This is a genomic window from Enterococcus saigonensis, assembly GCF_011397115.1.
GTDB classification, from domain to species: domain Bacteria; phylum Bacillota; class Bacilli; order Lactobacillales; family Enterococcaceae; genus Enterococcus_C; species Enterococcus_C saigonensis.
Map to the genome: position 1 here is coordinate 1916275 of NZ_AP022822.1, position 20798 is coordinate 1937072.

Annotated in this window: 18 protein-coding genes; 5 read left to right on the forward strand and 13 right to left on the reverse strand. The window is 33.2% G+C overall.

What is annotated here, in order from left to right; genetic code table 11:
- Positions 1-12 precede the first annotated feature (12 nt).
- The 5 genes from EsVE80_RS09085 to EsVE80_RS09105 all read right to left on the reverse strand — a co-directional run bounded on the left by EsVE80_RS09085 (position 13) and on the right by EsVE80_RS09105 (position 5406).
- Positions 13-1032, reverse strand: coding sequence for a DUF916 and DUF3324 domain-containing protein (locus tag EsVE80_RS09085; RefSeq protein ID WP_232061180.1), 1020 nt, complete (start codon positions 1030-1032; stop codon positions 13-15).
- A 95-nt stretch (positions 1033-1127) separates the two neighbouring features.
- Positions 1128-1772, reverse strand: a complete 645-nt coding sequence (locus tag EsVE80_RS09090) for a hypothetical protein (protein WP_173103427.1) — start codon at positions 1770-1772, stop codon at positions 1128-1130.
- A gap of 57 nt (positions 1773-1829) precedes the next feature.
- Entirely contained in the window at positions 1830-2378 is a 549-nt protein-coding gene (locus EsVE80_RS09095; protein ID WP_173103428.1) for a hypothetical protein, read from the reverse strand.
- Positions 2365-2667 carry an LPXTG cell wall anchor domain-containing protein gene (locus EsVE80_RS09100; protein ID WP_173103429.1) on the reverse strand — a complete coding sequence of 101 codons (303 nt, stop codon included), beginning with the start codon at positions 2665-2667 and terminating at the stop codon, positions 2365-2367. The genes EsVE80_RS09095 and EsVE80_RS09100 overlap by 14 nt, the downstream gene beginning before the upstream one ends.
- A gap of 12 nt (positions 2668-2679) precedes the next feature.
- Entirely contained in the window at positions 2680-5406 is a 2727-nt protein-coding gene (locus EsVE80_RS09105; protein ID WP_173103430.1) for an L-type lectin family protein, read from the reverse strand.
- A gap of 203 nt (positions 5407-5609) precedes the next feature.
- Between EsVE80_RS09105 and EsVE80_RS09110 the strand changes: the two genes are divergently transcribed.
- Both EsVE80_RS09110 and EsVE80_RS09115 read left to right on the forward strand, forming a co-directional pair.
- Positions 5610-7109 carry a helix-turn-helix domain-containing protein gene (locus EsVE80_RS09110; RefSeq protein WP_173103431.1) on the forward strand — a complete coding sequence of 500 codons (1500 nt, stop codon included), beginning with the start codon at positions 5610-5612 and terminating at the stop codon, positions 7107-7109.
- Positions 7097-8458, forward strand: coding sequence for an NAD(P)/FAD-dependent oxidoreductase (locus EsVE80_RS09115; RefSeq protein WP_173103432.1), 1362 nt, complete (start codon positions 7097-7099; stop codon positions 8456-8458). Before EsVE80_RS09110 ends, EsVE80_RS09115 begins: the two co-directional genes overlap by 13 nt.
- Before the next feature lie 108 nt (positions 8459-8566).
- Here the strand turns inward: EsVE80_RS09115 and EsVE80_RS09120 are convergent, their stop codons facing one another.
- Together EsVE80_RS09120 and EsVE80_RS09125 are read right to left on the reverse strand one after the other, a co-directional pair.
- Positions 8567-9274, reverse strand: a complete 708-nt coding sequence (locus tag EsVE80_RS09120; RefSeq protein WP_173103433.1) for a YcjF family protein — start codon at positions 9272-9274, stop codon at positions 8567-8569.
- A 158-nt stretch (positions 9275-9432) separates the two neighbouring features.
- On the reverse strand, positions 9433-10005 hold the full coding sequence (locus tag EsVE80_RS09125) for a TetR/AcrR family transcriptional regulator (protein WP_173103434.1): 573 nt from the start codon (positions 10003-10005) through the stop codon (positions 9433-9435).
- Positions 10006-10156: 151 nt separating this feature from the next.
- Here EsVE80_RS09125 and EsVE80_RS09130 point away from each other — a divergent pair, with 151 nt between their 5' ends.
- Both EsVE80_RS09130 and EsVE80_RS09135 read left to right on the forward strand, forming a co-directional pair.
- Positions 10157-10858: an ABC transporter ATP-binding protein gene (locus tag EsVE80_RS09130; RefSeq protein ID WP_173103435.1), complete on the forward strand. Its 702-nt coding sequence runs from the start codon at positions 10157-10159 to the stop codon at positions 10856-10858.
- A 13-nt stretch (positions 10859-10871) separates the two neighbouring features.
- Positions 10872-13589, forward strand: a complete 2718-nt coding sequence (locus EsVE80_RS09135; RefSeq protein ID WP_173103436.1) for an ABC transporter permease — start codon at positions 10872-10874, stop codon at positions 13587-13589.
- Positions 13590-13689: 100 nt separating this feature from the next.
- On the opposite strand, the gene EsVE80_RS09140 is transcribed toward EsVE80_RS09135, so the two are convergent.
- The 6 genes from EsVE80_RS09140 to EsVE80_RS09165 all read right to left on the reverse strand — a co-directional run bounded on the left by EsVE80_RS09140 (position 13690) and on the right by EsVE80_RS09165 (position 19978).
- Positions 13690-14367, reverse strand: a complete 678-nt coding sequence (locus tag EsVE80_RS09140) for an SDR family oxidoreductase (RefSeq protein ID WP_173103437.1) — start codon at positions 14365-14367, stop codon at positions 13690-13692.
- Positions 14368-14645: 278 nt separating this feature from the next.
- Complete coding sequence (locus EsVE80_RS09145) at positions 14646-15326, reverse strand: hypothetical protein (RefSeq protein ID WP_173103438.1); 681 nt, start codon at positions 15324-15326, stop codon at positions 14646-14648.
- 34 nt (positions 15327-15360) lie between these two features.
- Positions 15361-16275 carry a hypothetical protein gene (locus EsVE80_RS09150; RefSeq protein ID WP_173103439.1) on the reverse strand — a complete coding sequence of 305 codons (915 nt, stop codon included), beginning with the start codon at positions 16273-16275 and terminating at the stop codon, positions 15361-15363.
- 292 nt (positions 16276-16567) lie between these two features.
- Positions 16568-18400: a P-loop NTPase fold protein gene (locus EsVE80_RS09155; RefSeq protein ID WP_173103440.1), complete on the reverse strand. Its 1833-nt coding sequence runs from the start codon at positions 18398-18400 to the stop codon at positions 16568-16570.
- Between the two features lie 569 nt (positions 18401-18969).
- Complete coding sequence (locus tag EsVE80_RS09160; RefSeq protein ID WP_173103441.1) at positions 18970-19455, reverse strand: hypothetical protein; 486 nt, start codon at positions 19453-19455, stop codon at positions 18970-18972.
- The gene (locus EsVE80_RS09165; protein ID WP_173103442.1) at positions 19442-19978 is read right to left on the reverse strand and encodes a hypothetical protein; all 537 of its coding nucleotides are present in this window, start codon (positions 19976-19978) and stop codon (positions 19442-19444) included. Before EsVE80_RS09165 ends, EsVE80_RS09160 begins: the two co-directional genes overlap by 14 nt.
- A 165-nt stretch (positions 19979-20143) precedes the next feature.
- Between EsVE80_RS09165 and EsVE80_RS09170 the strand changes: the two genes are divergently transcribed.
- On the forward strand, positions 20144-20614 hold the full coding sequence (locus tag EsVE80_RS09170) for a helix-turn-helix domain-containing protein (protein WP_173103443.1): 471 nt from the start codon (positions 20144-20146) through the stop codon (positions 20612-20614).
- Positions 20615-20798: the final 184 nt, after the last annotated feature.

Here is a 20798-nt window from a genome sequence, read left to right on the forward strand (position 1 = left end):
CAGCACTAAGATTTAGTGCTGTTTCTTTTTGTACTTCTTCACTACTAACAAAAGTAATAACAGTAATATTGCTAGTAACACACCCATAATCCCATACAATAAAGTATTATCTTTTTTTACCACAAAAACATGGTTATTAACAGTTTGTGCTTGTTTTTTAGTAATTTCGAATTCTTCTTCAAAATCCCATCTCTGGCCATTTTTTTCTTCTAACGTTAGTTTTAGCAAATAATTACCAGGTTCCAGCGGTTTTGTTTTACCCATTTCGCCATTGAAAAAAGCAATCTTAAATGAAGATTCTGGTGCAATGCTTCCATTTTTAATGATGCGACTAATCACTGGTTTTGGACTTTTGTCTTTATAAATATACCCATTCAAGGTCACAGCAGCGATATTTATCGGTTTGACGTTTTGTAACTGAATCTCTACACCTGCATTATTCTCGATAACAGAAGGCTTTACAGAAACGAACTTTAATTCAGGGACGATTTTTTTTTCGTTTTCAGACAACATCAAGCCGATAATATAATCATATTCCGTCGTAAAAGTATTCTCATTTGTTTTTTTCTTGGGCTTCTCTTTTTGTACTTGAATGCCTCCTAATAAAATTCCATCAAAGGATTGATTTAAAACAGACAGATTCAAAGAAACAATCCCACTTTTTTGAGCTGGAATGGTAATTGTTTTTGGATACTCAATCATAGTTGAGATTTTTTTTGCGCCAATAAAACCATTCGTTTCAAAATTATTGTAATCAATGACTAGGTTGCTATTTGTTTGTGCATCATTGACGCGAATGTGAAAGGTCTGTTGTGTTTTAGCAAAATTATTAATTTTAATTTTAAGCGTCTGTTTCTGATTTGGTAATACTTTTAAATCAAAAAAAGTATTACCTCTTTTGATTTGATTAGCTGGTAAAATAGGCTCTACGCTATAATCCACATTACTCGTTTGTGCAGCATAGCCTTTCACTGGTATAAAAAAAATCATAAAAAAAATGAAACACAAGAAAATACGCCTTTTCACGCTCACTTATTACTCCCCCATCGTTAATAAACAAAAAGGAGGTAGCTACCTCCTTTTTGTTTATTCTTAAAATACATCACTATTTGTTAAGTTACTAAATTTTATAAGGCATTGATTGCTGAGTATTGAATTGTCCCTTGGTATGTCTTAATACTTAAATTATTCGTGGCAATGGTCAACACAGGTTTTGCTAATTTATCCAAATAAGACTTTGTTCCTACTGGTGCAGTAGCACTTTCAGCTAGAATGGTTGCCGTATTTCCCAACACTTCAACATTTCCAATTTTCAATGAAGTTCCGATTCCGTTCAATTGAGTAGCTACTGCGTCAATGCGCCAAGGTGAAGCTGCGACTGCTTGCTCCCATTTTTCCTTTGCTGCATTAATTTGTTCTTCTGTTACCTTATCACTAGGCGTGACTGCTGAAATTTGATTTTTTGCAGCAGCAATTGATTCTTGGGTTGGTCGCGTGTCCGTAATACTTAAATCGCCTTCATAAGCTCCCGTAAATGTTTGATTAGTATCTGCTACGCTGTCTAAAGAATGCTTACCAAAATTAATATTTGGTACTGCATTTAACGTGTATTTCCCTGGATCTGAGGGTAAATTGGTTTCTGGATCAACTGTATAGTCTGTAATTTCTAAAGTTGTTGTTCCCTGACCTTGGCTAAGTTCAGCTGCAAAAACTGGCGCTGTTCCCCCTAAAATAATACCTGTTAAAAGTAACGTGCTCACTATTTTTTTCATTCTTATTCCTCCATTATTTTATCTTAACAATTTATTTGATTAAAATTGTTGTTCCCATTAAACAGCATTGACAAAGCGCCATTTATTGACTGCCTCATATTTACCCGCTTTATTTTTATTTTCAAATTGTAAGGTAATATCTTCCTTTTTTATCCGGTAGGTGAGCCGACCATGAGATACTTTGTTTTCAGAAACTAACATAGTTAAATAACGTTTTTCAGCTAAAGAACTTACCAAATTTCCTTTTATAATCCCCGATGTGTTATCACCACTTAACTCACCTTGTGAAATTTTTAAACGCACATCATTTAAAGAATTGCTATGATTGGCTAAGGGTTGAAATAATACCTCCAAGCGCCATTTTTGCGTATCTTTTCTGGCATCTAACAACTTAATAACCAAATCCTGTTTGGGATGAACCTTTTTCCTAAACGCAGTTGTTTCATGTGTACCAAAATCTAAATCACTAATATAATAAATGCGTGGTAGCATTTCTGTCAGTGGCGTAATCTCAAGACTTGTACTCCCACTTGCTGCGTAAGAAATTTTAGGTGCCAACAATAGACAAAAAAGTATACTACCAATTCCATATCTAACTTTCTTCATCGTGCTTCCTCCTTTTTTCAAAGAAAACGAACAAAGAAAATACGATAAATGACGTCCCTACAAAAGTATAGCCCATCACTTGTATTTCACCTGTTTTAGGATAAAACTGATGATTACCTGAAAGCGATGAATTTTTGTTTTTATCCTTTTCGTATAATTCGATTTGCATATGATTTGTCATCTTACTAGTTGCAGAATTTGCTAAAGCGACTCTTGGCGGCATGACACAAAAAAGGAAAATGAGTCCGCCTAAAAAAAATTTCCCAATTAAACCATAAATTTTTTTCATAGTCATCTCCTTTTAAGGTGCATCCATTATTGTCCAAATCGCATTTCCTGTGGCAGTTGTTTTATCGCAGTTGTTATTTAACTTCAATAAAAGGCCTTCTTGCCTATCGAAATTCAATTCTTTATTGACGGGTAAAGACAAATTCGTCAGTGATTGATTAGTAAAAGTAAACCGATCCGTCACAAGTGCTCCATTAGTTGCGGTAGCAGTAAATTTTATTTTGACATTTTTTGAATAAACAGCATCTCTTGTATCACGAATTTTAATTTTCATAGCTGCTTGACGAGACATAGGGGTATCCTCATCTGGTAAATTAGTTTTTGCATAGCGCCAATCATAGTGGTCCGTTAATTCTTCAAAGCCAAAATATCCTGTAACCATGAAGGTAGTATTGGCTGTTACACGAGGATTAACCCCATCACTTAAACTTACTTGTAATGTATTTTCTCCCCGTTTAAAATTAGTCGCTACGTTTAATAAATCAATTTGTGCTTTATCCGTATACTGAACTTGTTGACTTACCTCCGCTCCTTTTAAAGGCTGATTTCCAGCGACTAACGTGCCATTTATTCTTACCTCATAAGTTAAGTCATCTTCATCATTGTCTTGGTAAAAAAATGTATAACCAAAAGCATCAATGAAGTCAGTAAAATTCTCTTTTGTTGTTACTAATTGGGTGAGTTTTGGCGGTTCATTTCCTTTAATCCAAAAGGCCACTTGTTTACTTAGAAAATCTCCCGGTGTATTATTCCCAATTTCCGTAGTTGTAATATGACTTAAAAAATACGATTTGCTTGTTTGTGTATGTTTTTTTGGTATTGCAGTATAAGAAAAGTAGACATCTTCACCCGGTTTAACCTGTAAGTCATTAAAAGTAATTTGAATTTCTCCTGTTTGTTGGAAAATACGTGCTTCTCCTGGATAGTTTTTATCACCAATTTTTGCATTAATATTTGAAATTCCTTTTGCTAAATCAATATCATGTATACTGACATTAGATTTCCAGTTATTGATTTTTAAGGCAGCTTCTCCTTCCTCGACAGAAAAACGGGTGTGAAAAGTTAATGTGTCCTTATCTGAAGCGCTAGGTAAATCTTCCGTAAAGCTTTCATGATCTTCTATATCTACAATTGATTTATCTGCTACCAAAACATCATTTTCAATTTTAGTACTTAAATCGATAGGAACTTGTGTAAAAACAAATTTAACGGTTCCACTAGCCGCACCGTTTGATCCTGTAAATCCCCAATAAGCTTTCATATTAGAAGCAGAAAGGCCTAATTCACTACTCAAATCCGACCAAGGAATAACCGTGGTTTGTGTTTTTGAACCGGTCACAGGGTTTTTCAAATAATAAGAAAAGGTTTTTGTATTCGAATCAAAGTCATATCGGAATTCATACCAAGTACCATCGCGAATATTGTCACCCACAACTCCATTTAGTAATTTTAAATCGTGATGCCGTACAACGGCTTTATCGTTTACACCCCAATAGTTTTCTCCCAACCAACTCGTTGATTTATATCCTTTTGAAAGATTTCCAGGAAAAGTATATGCCATATGAGGAGTCGTTGGATTATCACGGTCAAATACATGAGTGCCATCATTATTACTATATAAGTCAAACTCAATTGCAACAGATTTTTTAATTGCTTTACTGTCTGGTTTATTATTACCGAAAAGGTTCGTCTGATTATTCCCATACACGCCAATATTTTGTCCATCGTCTGCAGTATTCGCACTCGTTAAAGCTTTTGCATTTTCATTTTGCATAACAAAGGCTAAACCATCTGCATCAGCGCCTTTACCAAAGTTAATATAAGTTCGACCATGAAAAGTTGTCGAAAAATCCATTTTATACTGTTCGTTTGACCAAATAGAAAGCCAGTTGCGCGTCCCAGAAAGTGTAATTTCTGAATAAGGAATACCATTATTCACATTCGCATCCTGAATAGTATTCACACCACTGCTACCTTGATTGCCTACTACATTGATGTCACCAAAAACACCATCTAATAAAATTGCCCCTTTGGGAACTTCGGGATTTCCTGTTTGTGCAGCTCGAAGATTGGCATTTTTAGGCGTTATTTTTTTCATTACCTGACCATGTCTGTCAGCTGTCACACTCGCACTTGTGTTCTCACTTTCATCTGTTTTAGCATCGGGGGTGCTCTGTTTACTTTCACTTGACCCTTCTGCGGAGTTTTGTGTTTGCGTTTCAGCAATTTCGTTACTGTCTGAAATAACAGTAGAACCCGTATCACTCGTACTACTAGTTGTTACAGATTGTGGTTTCGTTGCAGACAAGCTCCCCAAATACTGATTGTTTTCCCCACATCCATAAACACTGATTTTGATTTTTGCTTCAGTCTGCGATTTCATTTTCCATAGCGTAGTTTCATTTGTTAAAAAATAATAACCTGTTTCATCTTTTAAAAGATTCGAATCTGTATTTTCGTTTTTTAAAGAGATATCTTTTTGTTGTCCGTCAAATTCAATCTTTATTTTTAAATTAGTCAACTCTGGGCTTTTTTGTAGTATCTGTAATTGCCAAAAAGGATGTCGTTTGTCAGTTTCATCAAAAGATAACTTGAACGCTGCAGCATTAGTTTTTAATGACGCCACTTCAATTTGTGAAAGGTTTGATGTAGTGATAGCAAATGCCTTCACGCTCGGTGCAAGTATAAGCATTAGTAGACTGAGACGCCATAAAAAATACATACTCTTTCTTTTGAGCATACATTTCCTCCTCTCCTATCTTTTTTCTACATCGTTATCATAAATGAAAAAATCAAAACTTATTATCAATAATTATAAAAAAAGTTAAAATCGATGATAATTAATTGCTATAATTGTCATTTATACTAGGCATCATAAAACAGCAATAGTGATTTATATCACAAATAAACAAACTTTTGTTAGGGAAAAGGAGATTAAAAATAATGGATTTTAGAGTCTTTTTTGATCGAAAAACAAAAATTCAATTTTCTATACTATTATTCTTAATCGAGAAAGGAGCACCGGTAAGAAAAGATGAGCTTAAAGAAGTAGGCAACATTTCGTCCTTTATTTTAGAACACTCATTAGAGGAATTAACTGATTTAATGTCGGAAATGCAGATGAAAATGAAAATTTTATACCAAGAAGAAACAAATACTTATAGCATAAAAAAATATTCGCAAGCAGAGCTCGAGACCTTGTATTATTATTTTGTTAAAAGGTCTCTTTTTTATAAACTCATTTTATACCTCTATCATAATTCAAGGTATACCATACCCATCTTATGCCAGGAACTTTGTATCAGCGAGGCAACTGTTTACCGCAATATTGTTCACGCTAATCAATTGTTAGAAGAATTTGGCTTGGTGATTAAAAATGGTAAAATTCACGGTGATGATCTACAGCTTTGTCATTTTTTCTTTCAGTTTTTTTGGAACTCTTTCTCATTATCTGAGCTGGAGCAATTGGTTTCAGATTATGAAATTTTGTGTTTTACCGATCTCTTGGAGAAAAAATTGAGTATGAAAATGACACGAACAACAAAAATTAGGATTTGTTTGTGGTGTCGCATGTTAAAGGTTAACGCTCTAAGAAAAAACCAATTATCAAAAACCGTATTTAATCTTCTTGAAGTCTTTCGTTTAGATCCTATGTTTCAACGCGTCAAAGAATGTTACTTTCTTTCACTAAGTTATTCTGCTATTTTTGGTACAGATTATACAGCAGCTTGCATTTACTTGTTTTTATCTGCATCTTTTCCCTATGCTATGCAGGTTCGCTACGAGTTAAATGAAAAAGGTTGGCCGACTTATTTGGATGACGTTATTCAAATAAATGAAATGGTTTTAAAAAAAATTCACACTGTTTTTTCAACGGCAAATACAGAACCCATAAAATCCCATGATTTCTATTCTCTTTATCTTTTATCGCAAACGCATACTGCAATTTTATATTTAAAAGGAAAGATCATTGACTATAATAGTGAATTTTTTTTTAAACACTTGCCACAAAACAGTATCGAAATAGCCAATCACCCCTTCATTGAAACAATTGTACAGTCTGTTGAAAAAGATATTGAAAAAAAACTCGACCATACTGACCGTCTCTACTTATCTTGGGTATATTCTTACGTCGCTATGCAGGTTATTCAAAATAATCATGAACCAATTTCCATTGGTGTCCACCTTAGCAAAACACCTCTGTTGACAGTTATTTATATTGATCAGTTGAAGCAAATTTATGGCTCCTTGGGAAATATTCTTATCGATATTGCAAGCGCATCCAATCACTATGATATCTTAATAGCAGATGACACACTTTCAACATATGATTTTTCGTTTGACCAATTTTTTTGTATTCAAGATATTACCCAGACCTCCCAGTATTCCTTACAAGAAATTTTAAATGCTACTAAAAGAAAGGAAACACCATGCGAATTATAATCATCGGCGGCTCTCACGCAGGTATTGCAATTGCAAAATATCTCATAAAATTTGATTGTCACCTTGACATAATACTTATAAATGACACCAGTAATTTAGCTTTTGTCCCAAGTACGATTAACTTTATTTTTGAAGGCTATTCTACTATTGACAATCTCACAACAGATAGGATTGCTACAAAAAAAACACTTGAAGAGATGGGGATCAACATCAAGTTAAACAGTCCTGTTACAAAAATTATACCTACTACAAAGACGATTCAATTTTTAGACAACAACTTGTATCAAAAAGAATTAACATATGATCGCCTTATTTTAGCAATGGGTTCAGCTAAGTTTTCATTGTCTTCTTTTGCACCTATACAAGATAATCAACAACTTCTTACTTATAAGTCACCAGCAGAAACCATCCATGCCTATCAAAAAATTATGGCAAGTAAAGAAATTGCCATTGTGGGAGCTGGTCTAATCGGAATGGAATTAGCGAGTAGCTTAACACGTGTACCAAATAAGAAGATTGAAATTTTTGATCAAATGAATCAACCACTTTTTCGTTATTTTGATGAGAATATCACGCACATTCTACTCAAAAAAAAACCGAGCTGTGTTACTTTTACTTTTGGTAAAACTTTACACAGTACAACAAAAAAAGACAATAAAGTTTGCCTCTCTTTTTTTGATCAGACGAAAGTAAGAGCTGATGTCGCTATTTTTGCAACAAATCCCAAACCTAACATTGCCATTATCCCTTCGCCAATTATGCTAGATTTTGATAATACCGTTATGACGAATTCTTATATGCAAACTTCTGATCCAAATATTTACGCCATTGGTGATTTAGTCAAAGTTCCTTTTAGTTTCAAAGTAAAAAAAGCTTACTTGCCACTAATTTCTATTGCAAGAAAAACAGCACTGATTGCTGCGTGTCATATTGCAAAACTTCCGATACCATCTATAAAACCAGTCCAACGAACCATTGGCACTAAAATTTTTGACTCATACTTAGGTAGTACAGGAATTACCTCAGCAGAAGCAAGTCTGTTAAATCTTAATGTATCTTCTGTTACTAAATCATTTACTCACTATTCAAGCTTACCTCAGTATGCTAATTTCAGCCTAACTTTGAAAATTATCTTTGATACCAAGTCGCATTTGCTTTTAGGAGCACAACTGATAACAAATCTTCACGAAGCGCTCCATCTTATTACCCTTTTAGCCCAAGCTATTGTTGATGGAAAAACGATTGAAGCTTTACTTTTTCACGAACAATTTTATGCCCCATTCTTGTCTGCTGACACCGATTTTATTTCGGAGATTGTTTTACAAGCGCTTCATTCTTTTTCCGCTTAGACAAGAGCTAACAAAAAGCAAAAAGAGACGGCTTTCACCGTCTCTTTTTTACTTAGAATAAGACTATCAAGCAGATAATGGATAAGACATGCTTACTTATATCTTGTATTACTTATTTTCAATTTTCTTTTTACTAGCAGATTGCAAAGCTTTGAACAGAGTATTAAACTGCCCTTTAAAAGACATCACTTGTTCAAAAATATCTTCCCCGTCGTTTAACATTTTTACCGTTACCCAGCCCAAAGACTCAGTAATCGCCATTGCAACTACCGCATTGACTGCTCCACCACCGATCGTGCCGACAACTGGAACAAATTTCAAAATATTGCCAACTGCACTACGCCCAAAGCTTACAACAACTAATTCTTTTGTAATACTTTTGCCGATCCCCTCTGACCAAGATTGGCCAAAAATTTTATGAAGCCGCGCCATCATCACTAATTGTACCGGTACCAATAAAAACGCATCCGAAAATGGAATTGGTGACAAACCGATGATCGCCGCACTCAAAGAAGCCATATGAATTATGCCATGAGATTTTTTTTTGGTTGTTTCATCGACACCTTTTAAAAAATCCTCAAAAACACCATCAAAACGACTGCGCGTACTTCCTAAGAGTGCTTCTGCCTTTTCTTTCGTACTATCAAAAGTCTTCATGATTGTCTGAGCAACGGTGTGTGGCATTTTTTTTAAGACATCACCAAAAAAAGATTGAAATGCAGCATCATCAACTTTAACATCATCTACATTGTTTTTTTCTTGTAATACTTCATTATTTTGTACTTCATTGCCATTTCGGCGGCGTAGAAACTTCACGATAATCTTCCCCCTTTAATTTTTTATTTCAATAATCCCCTCATCGAAGGTAAATTTCAGGCTTTACTACTTTCAAAATATACTTTTTAACGATTTAAAACAACTATTAGGATTTTAACTAACTGAAGTAGTACATACCGAAATACCGGGATACCTTTTTAATGATTTAGTTTTAACTGCTGAGCAATATTTACTGGAAAAGAGCTCTGCAAAATCTGAACAATCTCTTGGGGAGTTTTCTTTGGATATTGAAGCAGCCATGTTTTAATACAGCCTAATGCACCACTGATAAAATAGGAAAAATAAAGTTCCAAATCTGCTTCATTATGAGTATCAAAGACAGCTGAAAAATGAGCAATAGAAGCAGGCTTTATCTCTTTTAATAATGAGTTGAAATTTTGTTCTTTAGTTTGATTTAATAAAATAATTGTAGCTAACTGTCTATTCTCCACAAAAATGACCAAAAGATTTTCTAGCCAACTATCAAAGTTTGGTTGTTCAGTATTTAAACGCTGTAACACATCTCTAAAAAATTCTGTTTCAATCTGATTCATCAAATCTCTTGGGTCCGTGTAATATTTATAAAAAGTCCCGCGATTTATATCCGCTGCTTGTGCAATTTCTGTAATTGTAATCGCATCTAATGCTTTATTTTGTAAAAGTTGTAAGAATTCTTGCTGAATAATTTTTTTCGTCATTTGACTGCGGCGATTATTTTTTATACCAACCATGATTTCCTCCTTTTGCTAAACAAATAAAAGTATTTTGTCTATTTAATAACAAGTAAAAAAAGATTGCTGATTGTTTTGTTTTAAAACTCCTCGTATACTGACATAGTATCATTAATTAAACAAGTTGTTCAATTAAAGGAGAAAAGTAACTATGAGTTTTTTAGAAGTAAAAAATGAATCAAAACGTTACAAAATGGGGGATGCTATCATTGTCGCCAATGATGCGCTAAACTTTTCTGTTGAAAAAGGGGAACTAGCCATTATTCTTGGTCCTAGCGGTGCAGGAAAATCTACTCTACTCAATATTTTAGGTGGCATGGATACACCTGATGAAGGAGAAATCTTGATTGCTGGTAATGACATCGCAAAGTATAGCGATAAACAACTTACCGCTTATCGCCGGACAGACGTCGGATTTGTTTTCCAATTTTATAACTTAGTCCCAAATTTAACGGCCAAAGAAAATGTCGCACTTGCAACAGAAGTCACTCAAAAATCCCTTGACCCAGTTAAAACTTTAGAAAATGTTGGTTTGCAAAACCGTCTCAATAACTTTCCCTCACAATTATCTGGTGGTGAACAGCAGCGCGTTTCCATTGCGCGTGCACTTGCTAAAAATCTAAAATTACTTCTTTGTGATGAGCCTACTGGTGCCTTGGATTTTGAAACAGGAAAACAAGTTTTAAAACTTTTACAAAACGCTAGTCGCAAATACGGCAATACTGTTTTAATTATCACCCACAACACCGCACTAGCACCCATTGGCGATCGTGTTATTCATATTCGTGATGCCAAGGTCCGTTCGGTTGAAATAAACAAAAATCCAATTTCGATTGATGAAATAGTTTGGTAGGTGCTAAAGTAAGATGAAAAATAAAACCTATTTAAAAGCAACATTTCGTGAAATTGTAAAATCCAAAGGGCGCTTCATTGCCATTATTTTGATTATCTTTTTGGGCACATTACTTTACGTAGGCATTAAAACTACACAACCTGTTTTAGATCACTCCGTAGACGTTTATATCAAAGAGCGCAAACTTTCTGACTTGCAAGTTATTTCTACTGGAGGTATCACAAATGCCGATAAAGTAGCCTTAGATGATATTGTAGGACTTTCAATCGAGACTGGCTATCAATTTTTTTATGCGGATGCAAAGAAAAATGAAGTTATCCAAGTATTTTCTTATGATCAAAAAAATGACCAAAACCACTTGGCCATCACAAGCGGAACCTTACCTAAAGAAGATAATGAAATCATCTTAGATAACTTAGCAAAAAAAGAAGGCTATAAAATTGGCGATACATACACAATTAATAAGCAGGATCAACTAAAAAACACTCAGTTTAAAATCGTGGGTTTTGCCTCCTCCCCTCTTTTTATCAGTGAAATAGAACGCGGCTATGCCAACATTGGCAATGGGAGCATTTCATACTTTGCTTATTTGCCAAAAAAACTTTTTAAAGCAGAGGTTGAATCTGTCCTTTATCTTAGCTTTGCCAATTTAAAAAAATACGAAACGTATAGTAGTGCTTATAAAAAGCAGCTAGCAAAAAATACCGCACTTATTGAAGCCAAACTCTCTAAGCGACCGGCAGAGCGCTTAAAAGAAATCAAGGAGAACGCAGTAGAAAAGCTCCAGACTGAAAAAGAAAAAATCGCTACTGGTAAAAAAGAACTGGAAAAAGCCCAAACGCAACTCCAATTAGCAAAAGACAAGCTTACCCAAGAAGAAACTCAAATAAATCTACTACCTGAAGCGCAAAAAACAGCCGCACAAAATCAATTAACTGCTGAACGAAAAAAACTTGCGACCAGTGAAGCTATTTTAGAAAAAAGTCAGTCAAAAATAGCAACAGGAACAGCAGAAATCAAAAAAACAGAAGATACAATTAAAAATATGAAGAAAATTGTCTATCGCTACAATGATCGCTTTGACAATGTGGGCTTTCAGGAATTCGGTAGTTTATCTGATCGTATCGCAGCAATTGCTGACGTTTTCCCGGTCTTTTTCTTCTTTATCGCAGCTTTAATCACCTTTACAACTATGACGCGGATGGTCGAAGAAAATCGGCGTGAAATTGGAACCCTAAAAGCACTAGGCTATACAAAAGTAGAAATCGCAAAAAAATACGTCATCTACTCCTTACTAGCTGCTAGTGTTGGTTTAGTTTTAGGTGTTATCAGCGGTACAAATTTCTTACCTCGGATTATCTTTTATTTAATGAGCGACCGCTACACCTTTAATGAAGCTTATGTCTTTTACGACTGGGACCCAATTTTGAAAGCCGTAATCGCTTTTTTAATCGCAACTTTGGGTTCTGCATTACTTGTTTTAACCAAAGAACTACGGGAAAAACCAGCTCAGTTATTGCAACAAAAAGCACCAAAACCTGGTAAACGAATCATTCTCGAATATATCACGCCTCTTTGGTCACGCTTAAGTTTTAATCAAAAAGTTAGCTACCGCAATTTATTGCGTTATAAAGCCCGGATGCTAATGGCAATTATTGGCATTGCCGGTTGTACAGGCTTGATGTTAGCTGGTTTTGGTTTAAAAGATTCCTTGTCTTCAGTTGCAGCAAAACAATTTGGTCCCATTATTGATTATGAAGGGATTATCAGCTTAGAAAATGATTTACCTGCAGCAGACGTTACAGACATGAACCATGCACTTACAAACGATAAACATGTGACAAGTTTTATAGCCAGCCACAATGAAACTGTCGAAATTCGCAGGAAAGACAAAGCCACACAAAGTCTCACATTAATGGTGCCTAAGACAAAAAAAGAATTTGAATCCTATGTACACCTTCATAGAAAAGGAAATAAAAATTTTTTTCTTACAGATACTGGTGCTGTCATTACACAAAAAATGGCAGAATTTTATAACATCAAAAAAGGTGATACTCTTCTTATTTACGATAGCAAGCAACAGCAACAGCAAATAAAAATTACAGGAATTGCCCAGAACTATCTTGGTAGTTTTTTGTACATGTCACCTTCTTACTATGAAAAAGTGACCAATCAAAAATTTTCAACCAATAGTTTCTTGTTTAAAAGCAACAAGATGACTACAAAAGAAGAAGATAATTTTGCGCAGATGCTATTGGATACTAAAAAAGTTGTCAACACGACATTTATTTCCAGACAAATTGAAACGCAAAATCAGTCGATCACCAATTTAAATGCAATCGTCTGGATTTTAGTGATACTTTCGGGATTACTTGCATTTGTCGTCTTGTATAATTTAACCAATATCAATATTTCCGAACGCGTGCGGGAACTTTCAACAATTAAAGTATTGGGCTTTTTTGACAATGAAGTAACCATGTATATTGTGAGAGAAAATATTATCTTCACCATCTTCGGAATTGTTACAGGCTTTGGGGTTGGGAGAGTTTTAACCCAGTTTATCTTAAATAAAGCCTCAATGGAAAATATGGTCTTTCCTTTAGTTATTAAGCCAGCCGCTTATCTTTATGCAGGTGGTTTAACGATTGTATTCACCTTAATTGTCATGTTGGTCACTCACTTTAAACTAAAACATATCAATATGATTGATGCTTTAAAATCAAATGAATAAAAAAAGAGACAGTGGTCATGTATGACACCCAAACATTCGCTTAAAATCTAGCTTTTTTAGGGTCTGCATTTTTCACTGCCTCTTTTTTTGCCTATAAAATTTATTTAAATGATCCAATTGCTAGTGCCACGGAAGTATCACCAGAGATAATTTCAAATTCTTTGCCGATAGTTGCGTCATTTTCCAGTGTTGCCAGAATCACGGTTGCCACATCTTCTCTTGGAATCGTATTTTTTTCAAGCTCTCCTGTTAGATTGTCTGCCAATTTAATTTTGCCAGTTCCAGCATCATTAGTTAAAGCACCCGGATGAATAATCGTCCAGTCTAGATTGGTACGGTGTTTCAACCATTCATCGGCATAATTTTTGGCAATTGTGTAAACAGTTAAAGAAGAGTTTTCCTTAATTTCTCGGGTAATTTCTTTGCGCCCAGTTTTAAAGGTACTAACCATGATAAATCGTTTAATGCCAGAAATTTCAGCTGCTGTCATAATTTTTATTGCTCCGTCTAAATCAATCATAATCGTTTTATCTAACCCCTTGCCACCCGCTCCAGCGCTAAAAACTATTGCATCTACATCTTGCATAGCAGCTGCAAATTCTTCAATAGAATTGGTGACAATATCTAGTAATACTGTTTCGATTCCGCGCGCATTAAAAAACGGTGTTTGCGCTTCATTGCGAATAACAGCTTTTTCCTGGATAAAAGGATGTTTTTCAATCTGATTGGCAAAATGTTTTGCCACTTTACCATTTGCACCTACAACTAAAACTTTCATACTATTGACCTACTTTCTTTAATTGGCAAATATTTAGTAAAAAAGAGAAACCTTGTTAGACAAAGTTTCTCTCTGGTTTAAAAACTATTCTTCTTCTTCAGACATGAATGATGTCTATGAAGCACTAGACATCATTCTATGTAATACCAACAATTTGCGAGGTAGAAAAAAACTATAACCATCACTAAGTCAAACTAAAAATCAAAGGAATGGCATTCAAATTGGCATTCAAAATTGGGGCACATAGGAAAGGAATTGAGTCATTATTCACATAATGATTAGTAACGAATTTCTGGTGGCGAAAAAATACTGAATAAACCATTCAACGACAGGACAGAATCTTTAACTTTTACTTTACCATCCTCTATTTCAGTGACATCTATAGATGAACGAATATCATTTATTGAATATTTATCATTTGGAATCGGCAGAATCGCAATCACTTTTAGTTTAGAATCACCCTTTTTACTACTAATAACAATCTTTCCTTCAGGAAGTTTTCTGATACTGTCCATGAACTCTGCTGTCTCTTTCGCCATCACTTCAGAAGTAACCCCTACTGAATCATAGTTCGTTGAAACAAAAGTAAGGAAGGGGCCTTCATTATTTGAATCCACGAGAATAGGAATTTCTATGGGCATGTAACCATTTGACCACGATTCTTCTATAAAATGATTTCGTTGGGGCTGCATTTTTTTTGACTTAATCGTTCCCCCGTATACTTCTTCCTGAAGGCTAGCTGTAGGTTGATAGATTTTCATTCCCTGTGTAGATATGTCTTCGGGAATCAAAGAACTAGAAGGTGCAACCCAATCTTGAACTGCAGAAGACCCATTCGATGCTGATCCCCAAATTGAACTCAGAATCTTATCTAAAAAATTACCGCTAGTTTTTGCTGCTATAACTTTCTTAATAATAAAACCATCCGAATCATTAAAACTCGTGGTGTGTTTTAACAAGAAATCTTCTTAATAGCGATGGGCCAAGCCGTAATTATATTCTTAATTTGTTGTATTGATGTGTCTCATTTTTCAAGATTTTTTTTACTTCTCTCTTCATACTCGCGTACATCTCTATACTGTTATCATTCCCATTAAAACAATGGAAACTCTCTCCATCATTATAGTAAAAAATCATTGCATTTATACTTCCGTCAGGATTAACAAACCGATATTCTGGATGCTCATTCAAGATTTGATTTTTCTTGTTGTTTAATTCAACTAAGATAGGTTTAACTTCGTTTAAAAATTTGAAATAGATTTCCGTTATGATTAAATTAAACTCTGCTATTGTAAATACGTATGAAATATAGGGCATGTTTCCAAATTGGTTGTATATGTCAGCTTTTAATTCATCAATTTCGTTTTTCAATTTTCTATTAAGGTCAAAATGAGGCATTGATAGTATTTCATCTAAATCAAAGTATGCTTTTTGTTCATGAATATTTATTGGTAAATGCCCATGTTGCGCATAATGTCTCATATGGATCAAAAACCTATATGAAAATTTATCGTCATATTGTTTACTAATCACTTTTTCTTTAAATGACGAAAAATCAGCAGCAGATAAAAATGATTTCATACAAACCTCAATGGAATCAGTTAAAGTTTTTGCCGAGCTAATGAAGTTTATCGTTAAAGCGTTTATTTGATAATAGTATTCATCATCAGACAACTGTGCATCTTTGCTCTCAATCAAGTCATTTGTATTTAACACGAAATGATCGAGTAAATTTTTCAAGTTGTACCTAAAAACATAAAATAATTTATTTAACTCCATGATATGCCTCGTTACTTCTACATACCTTGAAAATATCTCGTTGTCAACTTCAGAAATTAAAGTTATTACCTGTTCAATACTTTCTTGGAACTCTGTATCCTTCAGAAAAAATCTTCTATCCTTATTCACAGTTACAAGCCTCCATTCGTGTTTTTTCCATCCACACATAATTATTTAGATTTACAATAAAATCAATCAAATAGAAGCTTTCTGTACATTACCTTTAACTCTGAATTCTTTGGTCAAAAAAGCTCTTTGTAATTACTTAACAAGCTTCTCTGTTACCAGCATGGCTCTCAAATCCTTTCTCTATCAGTATTTCCACAATACTAATACTAACTAGTTTAGATAAAAGTTTAGGTTCATAAAAACAATAAAAGTGGGGCACATAGAAAAGGAATATTGTGCAGCTGTAGTAGAACTACTCCAACATTTCTTTTAATTCTTCTAAAGACTCAATTAGCTGCTTTATTTTGAAATAATCGATCCTTCCAAGCTCAGTTTCACCTACCTTAGTTTTTATTTCAGTCAAAAGTAATTTGATATCGTTGAGTTCATTTTTATGAAGCTCCTTTACATTTGAAATCCGTAAATACTCACTTCTGATTAATTGCCAAAATAAATCTGCGGTATTGTTAGTTGTTACTATATATCTATCAACAAACCCTTGATGTAAAATAATCTCAAAAATATTGTTTTTTAAGAGAATACCAGACTGTAATAAATCACTGAGGTTCTTCAAATCATTAGCAAACAAACCCTCTAAAAATTCATTGACACTATCTTTTCTTCTTTCATTATCTATATCTTTTAAGGATTGGTAAAGGTCAGGCTGTTCAGTTTTAATATTAGGTACACCTCTAATAAAGAATTTATCAACCAAATCTATGTATGGTTTTTCTTCCTGAGAGTACCTATAAATTAACTTTTCTTTAAATAATTCAATATAATCCTCATCAATGAGTACTAATCCAATCTTTTCAAATTGAAAGAATCTTCCGTAAACAGTAATCAAATCTTCAAAATCAAATTTGTCATCTCTAACATCTTCAATTAATTTTCTTTGAATTTCTCGAAGTTGAATATCAGTAAGCCTTCGAAAATCATTCAACTTATCTAATTGACTAATTTCTTTACTCATAGGGAAAAAAACCTTGTTCCAGTTCAAAACATAATCGCTATTATCAAAATAGCCCAATAAAATATATGAACTGACATCATAAGAATAAAAAATATCATCATCAAAAATCTTAATCTTTTTGTGATACTTATCTATAATATCTTCCCTGATAGATCTAGAATCATCTTTACTCAGATAATAATCAAAATATCTTGTATCATCCAATTTTTTTAACGTTGCAAGATTTTTTTCAGTAATATTCCCTAATTTGTATTCCCTAGTAACAACAAAAATATTTAGAAATAAACTTTTTCTAATTCTTGATTTTAAATCATCTTGTTTAAGTTCATTTATACATTCTAACAATTTAGACTCAATAAAATCATAATTTTCTATTATTGAAAATAAGGTTCTTAAATTTATACTAGGACTTTCATCACTGTTTTGATAAGTTTCGACAAGTGTCTTAATCCAAGAGCTATTCTCCTGGATAAAGTTATTTCTATTTTTTTTTAGAATCATTTCCTCAATTTTGGACGCATCATATGAAAATTTAATAGTTCTATTTATCACTTTTTCTTTGATTCTCTTGAAATCAGTGCTTTCTTCAATTTCGGAACTATTTGATAAAATTACTACTTTACACCTTAATTTTTCTAAGAGCTCATTTAGAATAAAACCCAATAAATCCTTTAAATTTACTTCATTACTTACTCTCTCTAAATCATCTATAAAAATTACTATAGCTTGATCTTTAGTTTTTTCCATTTTTGAGTATCCATAAGCGTCTAAAATCCAATCACTAACTAAACTAACGGAACTTAACTTTACGTCTCCTAAAACGCTTGAAACATTTTTAAATTTTTTGCTTATTCTAGTAAGAGATTTGAACATTGTTTTATTTTGACTTAACTCCGACAAGATTTTAGCAAATAAATCTTGTTTTAACTCTACTAAATTATTATAACCATACACAGAAAAGTAAATTGGATAATAATTTTCTTTTTTAAGATTATCAATTACACTATTTTTAATAAAATAAGTCTTGCCAGTTCCCCATTTTCCATCGATCTGTAAGGCATATTGTCCTTCTTCTTCAATATAATTTTTTATTATCTGAATTAAAGTGTCCAATTCATCATGCTCCTCTCTGTTAAATATTGCTAAAAGGAAAATTTTTCTATCAAAAAATTCGTTATTTACTGATAAATTTATGTAAAATATTTTGTCATCATTGATATCTAAAGCATTTTATCATCTTCTCGATTCTATAACTGTATGGTCCTATTAGCAAGAATCATAAAAAAAATCGGTAAGGTCTATTATTCATACTTTTTTAATCCATTGTACGGAGAGTATATATAAATCGAGATATTATAAGTAAAGCAGAGTACGTAAATCTATTAAAAAATAAAGATAAGTAAATGAGCAAGGTAAGCAATTGACAATCTTTTAAAAGACACCTTTTAAGGGCAGCGAGTGTCAATCCATTAAAAAGATATTAAAAAGCCACCCGTTTTCACGGGTGGATAAGTTACTTATTAAAAAAATATTTAATGCCGGAGGCTACTAATAAACCTGCGAATAAGCAAACTAGTACAATAGTACCAAAAAATACTATACTAGCTCGTGTTTCTCTATTGGAAATAAGATAGAAAACTATAGTTGCAGTTATAAGAATAAGTAGTAGCCAAATTTTCCTGTTACTCATTTTGAATTTTCCTTTCAAAATCTTCAGTATCTATTTTTGTCAGTTCTAATTGTTTAGAAATTTCGATAAATGAGGGTACTTCTGTTACTTGGAAATCAGTCAATTTATTTTTCTCTTCGGAGGTTAGTGAATCTGTGTTTACATACAATATTTTATAAGGGGACTGTTTTATGGCTTCTTCATTTTCTATTATTACTTTTCTACAATATAAACAAGTAGATCGTCCAAAATAGATTAGCGCGTTACTTTGTTTAGTCTTTCTGATTTTCTCTACTTGATCTAAATTGATTTGCTTAATATTCTTACTCTGTAACACATGTTCATATACCTCAATCTCCTTTTGAACTAACTCATTGACAAATTCAGAACTATTTAAAGTATTGTTACTCTTATTTTCAGTGCCATTTGGTGAAGTACCACATGCTGAAAGGAGTGACATCAATAGTAATAATAGGAGAACCTTTTTATAAGTAGCCATTTGCTTGACAAAATGATTTAATTGGACCATATTTTTTAAATTTCTTACATCCAGCAGATAGACCCCATCTGGTAAATGCTGTAGTTATTTCAGTTATAACTGCAGTACCAACAATTACACCAACAGCTTTAATGGCAAGAATCAGCAAAGCAGGAAGTACGCGAGGAGCAATGCTACCTTGTTTTGACTCTTTTGCTAAAGTTTCTACTTTTTCCCACTCTTGTCCAGCCTTCTCCGCATTTTGATATTGTTCTTCTGTAAAGATTCCATCTGTAACAATATCGTGATCTAAAATCCACTTTTTATTAACGTAATCATACTCTGAATAGTCAGTGATTTGATCCAAAATAGTTTTAAATTCTTTTTGGTCAATCTGGGCCAATTTTTGGTAAGCGTCATTTTTTTCCGAAGCAAAGGCATTTACTGTTGGTAACAGAATATTTGCAAATAAACATGCTACTAAAGTAACTAAGATTGCTTTGAAAAATCTCCCTTTTTTTATTTCCTGTGTCATTTGTTCCATGTTGCATCCTTCTTTCTTTTTTATTTTTGGTACATGTGAATTTTAACTGACATACTCGTTGCTACACTAGCAATTCTCGATGGCAATAGCGCAATTTCTTATTGCTAAACAATATTAAGCATCTTATTATATAAACAAAGAGCTATGTTTAAGGGAGGTTTTACTTTGACAATTGGGAATCGAATAAAAATTGAAAGAAAGAATAAAAATATTTCTCAGCAGCAGTTGGCAGATCATCTAAATATCTCAAGACAAGCTGTTTCGAGATGGGAGAACAACATCTCTTTACCAGATTTGAATACCATAGTCTTAATTGCTAAGTATTTTGATATAAAACTAGATAACTTTACGAACGAAGTTATCGAAGATGATAGTGCTACGGAGATAAAAGAAGATGGAGTACAGGGAGCTAAAGAAAAATTTGAAGTAGATGCAGAAAAGAAAGATGTTAAAGATATAGCAATTAAAGAAGCGACACCATATATCCTTGTTCTTACATCTATCATAACAATGGTTTTCTTGTTGCCATCTAAGGTTAAAGTTCCAATACTATTTTTTGGTTTACTGTTTATCATATTCTTTGTTTCATGTCTGCTTATTTACTATATAATAAAGAATTACTTATCTCGAGAATGAATAGAATCAAGAATGACTGGTATTAGTGATATGAATTTCTACTTATTTTGAGTTGAAAAGTTGATAGACAATAAATAAATTTCAAGTAAAGCAAAAAGGACTCTATATTTGAACGAGTCCTTTTTAAATATCATAGACTAAGCTGCTTAGTGCGTTTTCAAAAATAAATCGATGCGCCTTACCT

Coding starts and splice junctions, on each gene's coding strand:
- EsVE80_RS09090 (WP_173103427.1), bottom strand. CDS start 1,772: ATGAAAAAAATAGTGAGCACGTTACTTTTAACAGGTATTATTTTAGGG.
- EsVE80_RS09095 (WP_173103428.1), bottom strand. CDS start 2,378: ATGAAGAAAGTTAGATATGGAATTGGTAGTATACTTTTTTGTCTATTG.
- EsVE80_RS09100 (WP_173103429.1), bottom strand. CDS start 2,667: ATGAAAAAAATTTATGGTTTAATTGGGAAATTTTTTTTAGGCGGACTC.
- EsVE80_RS09105 (WP_173103430.1), bottom strand. CDS start 5,406: ATGCTCAAAAGAAAGAGTATGTATTTTTTATGGCGTCTCAGTCTACTA.
- EsVE80_RS09110 (WP_173103431.1), top strand. CDS start 5,610: ATGGATTTTAGAGTCTTTTTTGATCGAAAAACAAAAATTCAATTTTCT.
- EsVE80_RS09115 (WP_173103432.1), top strand. CDS start 7,097: ATGCGAATTATAATCATCGGCGGCTCTCACGCAGGTATTGCAATTGCA.
- EsVE80_RS09125 (WP_173103434.1), bottom strand. CDS start 10,005: ATGGTTGGTATAAAAAATAATCGCCGCAGTCAAATGACGAAAAAAATT.
- EsVE80_RS09130 (WP_173103435.1), top strand. CDS start 10,157: ATGAGTTTTTTAGAAGTAAAAAATGAATCAAAACGTTACAAAATGGGG.
- EsVE80_RS09135 (WP_173103436.1), top strand. CDS start 10,872: ATGAAAAATAAAACCTATTTAAAAGCAACATTTCGTGAAATTGTAAAA.
- EsVE80_RS09140 (WP_173103437.1), bottom strand. CDS start 14,367: ATGAAAGTTTTAGTTGTAGGTGCAAATGGTAAAGTGGCAAAACATTTT.
- EsVE80_RS09160 (WP_173103441.1), bottom strand. CDS start 19,455: ATGGCTACTTATAAAAAGGTTCTCCTATTATTACTATTGATGTCACTC.
- EsVE80_RS09165 (WP_173103442.1), bottom strand. CDS start 19,978: ATGGAACAAATGACACAGGAAATAAAAAAAGGGAGATTTTTCAAAGCA.